The sequence below is a fragment of the Janthinobacterium sp. AD80 genome, from assembly GCF_002878455.1.
GTDB lineage: Bacteria > Pseudomonadota > Gammaproteobacteria > Burkholderiales > Burkholderiaceae_D > Janthinobacterium.
In genome coordinates, this window is record NZ_NRDQ01000010.1 from 15,487 (window position 1) to 27,180 (window position 11,694).

The window sequence follows — 11,694 nt, forward strand, 5'->3', positions numbered from 1 at the left end:
GTGCGTCCTTACGGTTTGGCGGTAGCGGCAGGCAACTGGCGGCTTTGATAGCGGTTCAAGTCGCGCGGATCGACTTGCGGCCAGCCATCCTTGTCCCACGTCATGGGCATGATCTTGAGTTTCTGCAAGTAGTCGTCCGCCGTTTCATACGCGTGCAGCACCAGGTAATCCTTGCCGTCAAAGGTATAGGCGCTGTTGTGGCCCAGGCCCTGCCAATCCTTGTCGCCCTTCAGCAGCACCGTGCCGCCGCCCTGCGCCATGTCACGGCCATCCTTGTCCAGGTAGGGTCCCGTCACGCTTTTTGAGCGCCCCACGGCCAGGTGGTAGGTGCTGTCGGCTTTCTTGCAGCACAGGCCCCACGAGACAAACAGGAAATACTCGTCGCCGCGCTGGAAGATGAACGGCGCTTCGATTTCTTCCGGCGCCGGCTTGAATTCGCCGTTTTTTGGCGGCAGCGGCACGCGGCGCGCCAGCGAGTGCCACTCTTGCGGTTCCGCAATCGTTTTCCAGTCGGCGTTCAGTTTCACCAGCTTGATGCCGTTCCAGAACGAGCCGAACGACATCCACGGCGTGCCCTGCTTGTCGGTAATGATGTTCGAATCGATGGCGTTCCATTCGTCGCGCTCGGGCACCGATTGCAGCAGCATGCCCTGGTCGACCCAGCGGTAGTTTGGCGAGCGGGGATTCAGGGTAGTGTTGACGGTCACGCCAATGCCCGAGGTGTTCTTGCCGAAGCCGGAGACCGAGTAGTACAGGTAATATTTGCCGTTGTGGAACTGCACGTCGGGCGCCCACACATGGTCGTCGAACGATGGCGCGGCTGTTTTCGCCCACGTGGGCTGGCCGGCAAAGACGCGCCCTTCCGGCTGCCAGTCCACCATGTTTTTGGAACTGTAGAAGGTGATGCCGGGACCCGTGCTGTACAAATAATACGTGTCGCCATCCTTGGCCATCACGGGGTCGTGCACGCTCACTTGCGCGGCATGGCAGGACAGCGCCATCAGGGTGGCGGTAACAGCGGCCAGGCCGCGCTTGAGCGTTTGCATCATGTGTTCCTTTACTTGTAATTAATTGCCCGTGCGGGCGCCCCACAGCGACACGCCATCAATGGACTGCGCCGTGAACGTCACGACAAAGGCGTTCGCATTGCCATTCCACTGGCGCGACAGCACGCCATTGAACAAGCCGCCGGACGCCAGGGTGATGGCGACCAGGTTGTTGCCCTGGTGCTGCCACGTCCCCGTCTGCGTGCCCGTGACGGTGCCGTTCGCCAGCAGGGTGATGGATTGCGACAGCTTGAGCGCCGTGGAAATATCCTTGCCATGGTTGATCAGTTTATAGCTGCCCGCCACTTCCGTGGCCGCCACTGGCGCCGTCAGCGGCGTGACGCTTTTACTCAGCGGCACATAGCGGAAGGGCGCGGCCACCAGCCAGCCATCGGCGTTGATGAACAGCTCGTGCACGCGGATCTCGTGCAGCTCGCCCGTGTTCGGGAAGCGCGTATGGAAGATAAGGAAATACTGCTGCGTGGCGGCATCGTACACGGCCGAATTGTGTCCTGGCGACACATATCCCAGCGGCGTGCCCGTCTCGCCCGCAGCCAGCGCGAATTGATGGTTGCCCATCAGCTTCTGGCCGAAAGGCGCGATGGAGGCGTCGTCGAACAGCGGCAAGGCGGGATTCGACTTGACTTGCCGCATGTCCTTGCCCCTGGCGTCCACGTAGGGACCGTCCGGATTGCGCGAGCGGGCCACGCGCATATTGTAGGCGCCGTTCGCGTCCAGGCCACCGAACGAAGTGAACAGGTAGTAATACTGCGTTTGCGGGCTGTACAGCACGTAGGCGCCCTCGATACGGCTATGGTTGCCGCCGATCACGTGCTGGCCATAGCCCTGCCCCGCGACAGGCAAGCCCGTGGCCGGGTCCATGGCGAGGATGAAAATACCGCCCGAGTACGAGCCGTAGATCATCCACAGCTTGCCCGCCGCGTCGCGGAAGGTGTTCGGGTCGACCACGTTCGGTTGCGTCAGCGCATCGTAGATGGTCACGCCATCTTCGCTGACCTGGCCCCACATGCCGGACTTCAGGAAAATCTTCTGGTTCAGGTACGGGCCTTGCACCGCATCGGCCAGGGCCAGGCCCATGGCGGACCGGGGCGAATCGCCCTTGCAGCTGTTGTAGTACATGGCGAACTTGCCATTGTCGAGCTGGATGACATCGGGCGCCCACAGCCCGGTCACTTGCGACCAGGCAAAGGTATCTGCAAGGCTGGTGACGACATTGTTGAACAGGGGATTGCTGGCATTGACACCTTCGGCAATCTTGCTCCAGTTCATCAGGTCGGTGGACTTGGCGGCCGCCAGGTGGGAACCGAACACATAATACGTATCGGCCACCTTGATGACGGACGGGTCATGCACGGAGGCATTGATAAAGGTGATGGCGCCTTGTACGGGGGGCACGACCTCGGGCGGCGTGACGACGGGCGGCACCACGGGCGGGACGACAGGGGGCACGACGGGCGGCGTGACCGACACCACCGGCGCGCTATCGGAGCCGCCACCACCACAGGCGGCCAGGGCCATGGCGCTACCGAGCGCCAGTACAGCTTCTCTTCTGTTCATGGAATACTTTCTCTACAGCGTGCAGCACGATGCGGCTGGCCAGCGCGGGTAAGCTCCCGCGCCGGCACAGAGTAGACAACAGGAAGCTGGCGGCTTACTCGACGGCGACCACCACCACGGCCTTGGCCGGGATCGACACGGTCAGCTTGCCGCCTTGCGCCTTGGCATTAAACGCCACCGGTTGCACGGCTTGCGGCTGGGCAAAGCTGTTGACGGCATCCATCTTGCCTGCGGTCAGCACGCGGCCATTCACGCTGGCCACTTTCTTGCCAGCCAGGGCCACGTTGACGTCGACAGCCTTGTGCGGGTTCGTGTTGACCAGCGACAAATACACCTTGCCATCCTTGGCGCGCGCGGCCGAGGCGCTCACTTCAGGAATACTGAACTTGCCCAGGCTGTACTTGCCATTGCCGGCGATGGCAACCGGCAGGGAAGTGGCGTCCTGGAACGGCACGTACATCTGGAAGGCGTGGTACGTGGGCGTGAGGAAATATTTGTCCTTGTCCGTGATGATCATCGCCTGCAGCACGTTGACCATTTGCGCGATATTCGTCATGCGCACGCGATCGGCGTGCTCATGGAAAATGTTGAAGTTCAGGGCGGCAACGAGCGCATCGCGCAAGCTGTTTTGCTGGAACAAAAAGCCCGTGTTGGTGCCTGGCTCGACGTCGTACCAGGTGCCCCATTCATCGACGTACAGACCGGTCTTTTTCGACGGGTCGTTCTTGTCGATGGCGGCGATATTGTTCTTGATTAAGCTATCGATGCGCAAGGTGCGGCTCAGGGTGGAAATCCACTCATCTTCGCCAAAGCCCGTGGCGGCGCCCTTCTTTTCCCACACGCCCGTCGGCACCGTGTAGTAGTGGAAACTGATGGCGTCCATCATGTTCGGCTTGATTTCACGGCTCAGGGTATCGGACCAGCTGATGTCGTCGTCATTGCCGCCGCTGGCGATGAATTTCGGACGCGCGCTTTCCGGCGTTTTCATGAAGGTGTGATAGTGCTTGTACAGGTCGGTGTAGTACTGCGGACGCATATTGCCGCCGCAACCCCAGGCTTCGTTGCCGATGCCAAAGTAATCGACTTTATACGGCTGCGCGCGGCCATTCTTGCGGCGCAGTTCGGCCAGGGTCGATTTGCTGTCCGAGGTCATGTATTCCAGCCATTCGGACATTTCCTGCGGCGTGCCGGAACCGAGGTTGCCATTGATATAGGTCTGTGCGCCCAGCAGTTCGGCCAGGTCGAAGAATTCGTGCGTGCCGACGGCGTTCGACTCTTCCACGCCGCCCCAGTTCGTGTTGACCTTGGTCGGGCGCTTGTCGCGCGCGCCGATGCCGTCCTTCCAGTGGTATTCATCGGCAAAGCAGCCGCCCGGCCAGCGTACCAGCGGCACATGCAACTGCTTGAGCGCGCCCAGCACGTCGTTGCGCCAGCCCTTGGTGTTCGGAATCGGCGAGTCCGGGCCGACCCACATGCCTTCGTAGATACCGGTGCCCAGGTGCTCGGCGAACTGGCCGTAGACGTTCTTGTTGATCACGGGACCCGGCTTGGCCACGTCGATGGTGACATTGACGGGGGCGGCAAAGGCGCTGCTGACGACCAGGCTCAAGGCCAGGATGCTGGTATTGACGAGTTTCATGCTGTCTCCTGTTGTTTTAATTTCATACAACCCAAGTGCAGAAGCCGGGGTCGGGCCCTGAGGGTCCGCCCCCGGTATCTGCTTTTGGGGTTTAGTTAAATACGGCTACAAAGCCGCCATGCGGCTTGATCGTGATGACGGCCTTGCCGGCCGCAATTTCCTGCTGGCTGAATGCACGCTCGCTGGCGCCGTCCGTGATCAGGGCGCCGCGCTTGCCTTCCAGGAAGGACAAGTCCACGGTAAACGTCTGCGCCGCATCCTGGGCATTGATGCCGGCCACATACCAGCGCTCGCCTGCCTTGCGGGCCAGCATCAGATACTGGCCGGGCACGCCATCGAGGAAGCGGCTGTCATCCCAGCTACGCGGCAGTTCCTGCAAGAAGGTTTTGACATAGGCAGGGACGCTGGCCATGCCCGCAGGCACTTCGGCAAAGTTCTGCACGCCCGACAAAAACAGCACGGGCAGGGCCAGCTCGAAGCCGTTGCGCGTGGCGCGGCGGATATTCGGCACGTCGCCAAATACCATGGGCGTGAAATCCATGGGGTCGAACAGGTTGCGCGCAAACGGCAGCATGGCCGCGTGCGCGGGCATGGCATCCTGGTCGCGCTGCTCAAAGGTGGTGAACTCCAGTCCCTTGACGCCTTCGGCTGTCATCAGGTTCGGATACGTACGGGCCCAGCCGCGCGGCAAGGTGGCGCCATGGAAATTGACCAGCAAGCCGTGTTGCGCCGCATCGTTGAGGATGCCTAAATAATAGGCAATCATCGACTGGCCATCGCCGGCAAAGAAATCCACCTTGATGCCCTTGATGCCCATGCCGGCCAGGCGCGCAAATTCCGCTGCGCGCTGCTGCTGGGTCAAGAGCTTGCCTTTCGGCGAGTAAGTGGTCTTGTTCCAGTTGCCCGAGGAGTTGTACCAGAGGAAGAGGCCTACATTCTTGCCTGCCGCATACGCGGCCAGTTCGGCGATTTTCGCGTAGCCGATCTGGCGGTCCCAGTCCGCATCGACCAGCACGTAGTCCCAGCGCATGTCGGCCGCGTAATCGATGAATTGTTTCTGCACCGCATACACGGTAGCGTCATCCTTGAGCAAGCCCCAGCTCCAGGCCGCATGGCCGGGCAGCACCTTGGCCGCGTCGAAGGCGATGGCGGGAGCGGCCAGGTCGGTGCCCAGCGTGCTGTCCATGACCGTGGCCAGGCTGCCGATGGCCAGGATTCGCCATGGCGAGCGCAAGCCCGTGGCCGCCTGCGCCAGCAAGGCGCCGCCTGGCGCCACTTCGGCCGCCATCGGCGTGCCGATGCGGTAGACGCCGCCCCTGGAATGCGCCTGCAGGCGCGAGGCGTGGAAACTGCCATCCATGTCCGCTTCCGTCAGCGCCACCCAGGTGTCGCCCGACTTGAACAGGGCCGGAAAGACCCAGCCGGCCGCCAGCGGCGACGGCGTGCCCACCGGGATATCCATGCGGTAATGTTCTTCGTAGGCGGGATTGGTATTCATCCAGCCCGTCTGCGCCACCTGCATCGGTTGCAGCCAGGCCCGCGTGGACGGTGCAAAACGGAACGCCGTGCTTTCCTGCAGCATGCTCCCTGCCCTGCCAGGCACCTGGCCCAGCACATAGCGGAAGGCCACGCCATCGTTGGACACGCGGAACACCACGTCCATGGCGTGCCCCTGCGCATTTTTCACGCTGAAGCGCTGCTCGTTGGCCGCATAGTCGATGACACGGCGCTTGCCCGTGGCCATCGTATAGCGCTCGGACACGGGCGTGATGGCCGAGCCTGGCTCCAGGGTCAGCTGGCGCGACAGGTCCAGGCCGGCAAACTGCAGTCCCAGGGCCGACGGCAGGATGACGGGCATGCCCGCGCGCTGCACGGCATAGGTGATGGTACCGGCAGGGCCAGGCGCGACCTTGACGTGCAAGGTGCCGTCGGGACTGTGCAATGCCTGCGTGCCTTGCGCACTGGCGGCGCTGGCGCAAACGAGGGCGATGCTGCAAACGAGAATTTTCATGTTCGGCTTCCGGATGTGGCGATGCCTCTCCTGCCGCGGGGTTGGGGCGGCAAGAGCGGTGCTGCAATGGAGGTAGCGATTGGGCTGCGGGAAGGCCCGCGCCCGACAAAACGCCCAGGGCTAGGTGCCTTGCCGAAGACAGTACGAAAGTACGGCTAGGCAAGGCAACAACGCCCTGGACGTTTTGTCAAACCCAGCCGGCGTCGACGATGAATTCCTGGGAGGAGCACATGGCGCCGTCATCGGAGGCAAGGAACAGCACCATGGCGGCGATGTCCTGCGGCATCAGTTTATTGGGCAGGCACTGGCTTTTCTTGATTTCCAGTTCCGCCGCGTCGTCGACCCACAGGTCGATCTGGCGCTGCGTCATGACCCAGCCGGGCGTGACGGTATTGACGCGGATGTTATGCGCGCCGAAATCGCGCGCCAGGCCCCGCGTCAAGCCGACGACAGCCGCCTTGGTGGTGGCGTACACGGGGTAGCCGCCCGACTTCATGTGCCAAGAAATCGAACTGACGTTGATGATCGAGCCGCCGCCCTGGCGTTTCATGCCCTCGAAGACGGCCTGGCAAGTGAAGAACATCGGGCGCTGGTTGATGGCAATGCGCTCGTTCCAGTATTCCAGGGTGACATCCTGCGCCTGGTGGCGCTGGTCGTTGGCGGCATTGTTGACGAGAATATCGAAGTCGCCCAGCTTGTCGGCCAGTTCGGCCATGACGGCTTGCAGCGCGGGGATATCCGTGATGTCGCAATGGCGGAACAGGGGCGCCGTCACGCCCGCTTCGGCCAGGCGGCGGCACAGGGCCTCGCTCGCTTCACGGGCAATATCGACAAACGCCACCACGGCACCCTGGGCGGCAAACTCCGCCACCAGGGATTCGCCGATGCCGCTGCCGCCACCCGTAATGAACACGCGCTTGCCCTGCAAGCTGCCATATTTCGCCAATTGCTTCATCTTGTCTCCACCTGTTTATTTTTTTAGGTACTACGCGCAACAACAGCGGGCCGCATGATATACGGCCCGCCGTGCTGTTATTCCTTGCCCAATACGCCGTCCTTGCGGCGCCAGATGCCCAGCGGATTATCGTCGCGCAGCGACTCCGGCAGCAAGTCCTGCGCCAGGTTCTGGTAGGACACAGGGCGCAGGAAGCGGTTGATGGCGGCCGTGCCCACCGAGGTGCTGCGGCCATCCGAGGTGGCCGGGAACGGGCCGCCGTGCACCATGGCTGTCGACACTTCCACGCCCGTCGGGAAACCGTTGGCCAGGATGCGGCCCACGCGGCGCTCCAGCACGGGCAACAGGCGGCGCGCGTCTTCCAGGTCGCCCGCATCCATCTGCAGGGTGGCCGTCAGCTGGCCTTCCAGGCTTTCCGTGATCGCCAGCAATTGTTCCATGTCCCGGCACGCCACCAGCAGGGAAGCCGGGCCGAAGACTTCATCGCGCAGGTCGTGCTTGGCCAGGAAGGCCTCGCCCGAGGTGACGAACAGGGCGGCGGCGCCCTTGCCTTCTTCGCCCGCGTTTTGCACCAGCGGTGTCACGTCGGCATGCTGCGCCAGCGCGGCCACGCCCTTGGCATAGCTGCTGGCGATGCCAGCGGTCAACATGGTGGCCGCTGGCGCCGGCGCCAGCGCGTCGGCGGCGGCGGCCGCAAACGCCGTAAAGTCAGCGCCTTCCAAACCCAGCACGAGGCCGGGATTGGTGCAGAACTGGCCCACGCCCATGGTCAGCGAGGCGGCAAAGCCGCTGGCGATCGCCGCGCCACGGGCAGCCAGCGCTTGCGGCAGCACGAAGACGGGATTGATGCTGCTCATTTCAGCATAGACGGGTATCGGCTGTGGACGCTCGGCCGCCACTTTCATCAGGGCGATGCCGCCCGAACGCGAACCCGTGAAACCGACGGCCTGGATGGCCGGATGGGCCACCAGGCCCTGGCCGATGCCATTACCGGTGCCGGTCAGCAAGGCAAACACGCCGGCCGGCAGCTTGCAGATGGCAATCGCCTTGACGATGGCGCGCGCCACCAGCTCCGACGTGCCCGGGTGGGCCGAGTGGGCTTTCAGGACGACGGGACAGCCGGCAGCCAGGGCCGAGGCCGTATCGCCACCGGCCACCGAGAAGGCCAGCGGGAAGTTACTGGCCGCAAACACGGCGACGGGGCCCAGGCCGATCATGCGCAAGCGCAAGTCCGGGCGTGGCGGCACGCGGTCCGGCAGCGGGCTGTCGATGCGCGCATCTGTCCAGGAACCCTCGCGCAGCAAGCCGGCGAACAGTTTCAGCTGGCCCACCGTGCGGCCGCGTTCGCCTTCCAGGCGCGCGCGCGGCAAGCCGCTTTCCGTCATGGCGCGTACGATCAGCTCGTCGCCCAGTTCGATGATTTGCGCGGCGATGGTATCGAGAAAATCGGCGCGTTCCGCATCCGTGGTGGCGCGGAACGGGTCGAAGGCGGCTTGCGCCAAAAGGCAGGCTTCGTCGATTTGCGCGGCGTCGACCATGTGGAAGGCGGGCGCGATGTGCGCGCGGGCGGACGGGTCCCAGGCTTCGAAGGAGCCGCCATTACCTTTGACGGCAACGCCGCCGATCAGTGCATCACCGGTGATGATAAAACTCATAATGTGCTCACTTTCGCAAATTCGGTTGGGAAGACATCGAGGCGGTTGCGCAGGGCAGGGCCAAAGGCCGGCGCTTCGATTTCAAAGGTTTCGCCCGGCTGCACGCTGATGCCATCGGCAAAGCTCAGGGTGGCCGTGCCGAAGAAGTGCACATGCACGTCGCCAGGGCGCTTGAACAGCGGATACTTGAAGTGATGATGTTCCAGGTTGGCGATCGTGTGCGACATATTGTTTTCGCCGCTGACAAAGGCTTTTTCCCAGCGCACATTGCCCGCCGCGTCGAGCACGCGCGAGGTGCCGTCTATATGCGCAGGCAATTCGCCCACCAGCAAGGCCGGTCCCACGCTGCAGGCACGCAGCTTGGAGTGGGCCAGGTACAGGTAGTTCTGGCGTTCCGTGACGTGGTCGGAGAATTCATTGCCGATGGCGTAGCCGACGCGATACGGCTGGCCGTCGTCGCCGATCACGTACAGGCCGGCGATTTCCGGCTCTTCGCCGCCATCGAGGGCAAATTCCGGCATGCGCAGCGGCTGGCCGCCAGCGCGCACGATGGAGCCGTCGCCCTTGTAGAACCATTCCGGCTGGGCGCCGGCCGTGCCAGCGGCGGGCTTGCCGCCTTCGACACCCAGGCGGAACATTTTCATGGAGTCGCTCAGGGACTCCGCATCGCCGCCGATTTTCTTGTGCATGGCGTCGCGCGCGCCGGCGCTGCCCAGGTGGGTCAGGCCCGTGCCCGTGACGTAGCAGTGCGCCTCATCCGCGTGGTCCAGCGGCGGCAGCAGGCGGCCGCTGCCGGCCACGTCCGCATACAGGTGCGTGGTGTTGCCGACCGTGGCGTTGACCAGTTCGGCCAGGTTGACCTTCTTGCGGATGGCGTCTTGCGCCAGCGCATAGCTCGTGTTGTAGCCTTCGATAACGCGGATCTGGTCGTCTTGCAGCAGGCCGACCAGGCGGCCGCCGTGTTCATTCGTAAATTGCAGCAACAGCATGATTCTCTCCGCTTAATGTGAGTGGCGCGGCACGGCGGAACCGCGATTGCCGACCAGGAAGTCGAAATCGCAGCCTTCGTCGGCCTGCAACACGTGTTCGATATACAGTTGCTGGTAGCCGCTCTTCGGTCCTGGCGCGCTGCCCAGTTCGCGGGCCGCCAGGCGCTCGGCGATTTCCGCGTCGCTGATGTCGATGTTCAGGCTGCCGTTATGGCAATCGAGGGCGATCATGTCGCCATCCCTGACGATGCCCAGCGGGCCGCCGGCCATGGCTTCCGGCGCCACGTGCAGCACCACGGTGCCGTAGGCGGTGCCGCTCATGCGCGCATCCGAGATGCGCACCATGTCGGTGATGCCTTGCGCCAGCAGTTTTGGCGGCAAGCCCATGTTGCCCACTTCAGCCATGCCCGGATAGCCTTTCGGGCCGCAGTTTTTCATGACCAGCACGGAGTTCGCGTCGACATCCAGATCCGGATCAACGATGCGCGCCTTGTAATGTTCAAAATCTTCAAACACGACGGCCTTGCCACGGTGCTGCATCAGGTGCGGCGAGGCGGCCGATGGTTTCAGCACGGCGCCGCGTGGCGCCAGGTTGCCGCGCAACACGCAGATACCGCCATCGGCCAGCAAGGGATTGTCCAAGGTGCGCACCACTTCATCGTTGTAGATCGGCGCTTCGACGCAGTTGTCCCACAGCGACTTGCCGTTGACGGTCAAGGCATTCTTGTGCGGCAGCAAATCGCCCTCGCCCAGGCGGCGTATGACGGCCGGCAAGCCGCCCGCATAGTAAAACTCTTCCATCAGGAAACGGCCCGACGGCAGCAGGTCGACGATGGTTGGCGTGCCACGGCCGACCTTGGTCCAGTCTTCCAGTTCCAGGGGCACGCCGATGCGGCCGGCGATGGCTTTCAGGTGGATCACTGCATTGGTCGAGCCACCGATGGCGGCGTTGACCTTGATGGCGTTTTCAAACGCTTCGCGCGTCAGCACTTTCGACAGGCGCAGGTCTTCGTGCACCATTTCAACGATGCGGATGCCCGACATGTGCGCCAGCACGTAGCGGCGCGAATCGACGGCGGGGATCGCCGCGTTGTGCGGCAGGGACGTGCCCAGCGCTTCGGCCATGCTGGCCATGGTCGAGGCCGTGCCCATGGTATTGCAGGTACCGGCCGAACGCGACATGCCCGACTCGGCCGACATGAACTGATGCAGGGTGATGGAGCCGGCTTTCATCTGCTCGTGCAGCTGCCATACGGCCGTGCCGGAACCGATGTCCTTGCCATTGAGCTTGCCGTTCAGCATGGGGCCGCCGCTGACGACGATGGTGGGGATGTCGACGCTGGCCGCGCCCATCAGCAGCGCTGGCGTGGTCTTGTCGCAGCCGACCAGCAGCACGACGGCGTCCATCGGGTTGCCGCGGATCGATTCTTCCACGTCCATCGACGCCAGGTTGCGCGTCAGCATGGCCGTCGGGCGCAAGTTCGATTCGCCGTTCGAGAACACGGGGAATTCCACCGGGAAACCACCGGCTTCCAGGATGCCGCGCTTGACGTGTTCGGCCAGCTGGCGGAAATGCGCATTGCACGGGGTCAGCTCGGACCAGGTATTGCAGATGCCAATGATGGGCTTGCCATGAAACTCGTGGTCAGGTATGCCCTGGTTTTTCATCCAGCTGCGGTACATGAAGCCATTCTTGTCCTGCGAGCCGAACCACTCGGCGGAGCGCAGGGCAACCTTCTTTTTTGTCTCAGACATGCAATTCTCCTGGTTGTGCCATGCCGGATCTAATGTCGTCAGCCCGGGCAGCGATGTTGGAATACT

General features: G+C 63.2%; 8 protein-coding genes. All 8 read right to left on the reverse strand.

Annotated features, from left to right (window positions below; genetic code table 11):
- Window positions 1-8: 8 nt before the first annotated feature.
- A complete protein-coding gene (locus tag JaAD80_RS02410; protein WP_258002775.1) occupies window positions 9-1,049 on the reverse strand; it encodes an arabinan endo-1,5-alpha-L-arabinosidase in 1,041 nt (346 codons plus the stop codon).
- A gap of 18 nt (window positions 1,050-1,067) precedes the next feature.
- The gene (locus JaAD80_RS02415) at window positions 1,068-2,624 is read right to left on the reverse strand and encodes a glycoside hydrolase family 43 protein (RefSeq protein WP_258002776.1); all 1,557 of its coding nucleotides are present in this window, start codon (window positions 2,622-2,624) and stop codon (window positions 1,068-1,070) included.
- Window positions 2,625-2,718: 94 nt separating this feature from the next.
- Window positions 2,719-4,263, reverse strand: a complete 1,545-nt coding sequence (locus JaAD80_RS02420) for an alpha-N-arabinofuranosidase (protein ID WP_102292715.1) — start codon at window positions 4,261-4,263, stop codon at window positions 2,719-2,721.
- Between the two features lie 91 nt (window positions 4,264-4,354).
- On the reverse strand, window positions 4,355-6,274 hold the full coding sequence (locus JaAD80_RS02425) for a glycoside hydrolase family 97 protein (RefSeq protein ID WP_180979262.1): 1,920 nt from the start codon (window positions 6,272-6,274) through the stop codon (window positions 4,355-4,357).
- A gap of 187 nt (window positions 6,275-6,461) precedes the next feature.
- Complete coding sequence (locus JaAD80_RS02430; protein ID WP_102292717.1) at window positions 6,462-7,229, reverse strand: SDR family NAD(P)-dependent oxidoreductase; 768 nt, start codon at window positions 7,227-7,229, stop codon at window positions 6,462-6,464.
- Between the two features lie 77 nt (window positions 7,230-7,306).
- Window positions 7,307-8,884, reverse strand: coding sequence for an aldehyde dehydrogenase (NADP(+)) (locus JaAD80_RS02435; protein ID WP_102292718.1), 1,578 nt, complete (start codon window positions 8,882-8,884; stop codon window positions 7,307-7,309).
- The gene (gene araD1, locus JaAD80_RS02440; RefSeq protein ID WP_102292719.1) at window positions 8,881-9,873 is read right to left on the reverse strand and encodes an AraD1 family protein; all 993 of its coding nucleotides are present in this window, start codon (window positions 9,871-9,873) and stop codon (window positions 8,881-8,883) included. The genes JaAD80_RS02435 and araD1 overlap by 4 nt, the downstream gene beginning before the upstream one ends.
- Before the next feature lie 12 nt (window positions 9,874-9,885).
- The gene (locus tag JaAD80_RS02445) at window positions 9,886-11,628 is read right to left on the reverse strand and encodes an IlvD/Edd family dehydratase (RefSeq protein ID WP_034752921.1); all 1,743 of its coding nucleotides are present in this window, start codon (window positions 11,626-11,628) and stop codon (window positions 9,886-9,888) included.
- Window positions 11,629-11,694: the final 66 nt, after the last annotated feature.

Excerpts from the sequence above, each read along its gene's own strand:
- JaAD80_RS02415 (WP_258002776.1), bottom strand. The coding sequence starts at position 2,624 with ATGAACAGAAGAGAAGCTGTACTGGCGCTCGGTAGCGCCATGGCCCTG.
- JaAD80_RS02425 (WP_180979262.1), bottom strand. The coding sequence starts at position 6,274 with ATGAAAATTCTCGTTTGCAGCATCGCCCTCGTTTGCGCCAGCGCCGCC.
- JaAD80_RS02410 (WP_258002775.1), bottom strand. The coding sequence starts at position 1,049 with ATGATGCAAACGCTCAAGCGCGGCCTGGCCGCTGTTACCGCCACCCTG.
- araD1 (WP_102292719.1), bottom strand. The coding sequence starts at position 9,873 with ATGCTGTTGCTGCAATTTACGAATGAACACGGCGGCCGCCTGGTCGGC.
- JaAD80_RS02430 (WP_102292717.1), bottom strand. The coding sequence starts at position 7,229 with ATGAAGCAATTGGCGAAATATGGCAGCTTGCAGGGCAAGCGCGTGTTC.
- JaAD80_RS02445 (WP_034752921.1), bottom strand. The coding sequence starts at position 11,628 with ATGTCTGAGACAAAAAAGAAGGTTGCCCTGCGCTCCGCCGAGTGGTTC.
- JaAD80_RS02420 (WP_102292715.1), bottom strand. The coding sequence starts at position 4,263 with ATGAAACTCGTCAATACCAGCATCCTGGCCTTGAGCCTGGTCGTCAGC.
- JaAD80_RS02435 (WP_102292718.1), bottom strand. The coding sequence starts at position 8,884 with ATGAGTTTTATCATCACCGGTGATGCACTGATCGGCGGCGTTGCCGTC.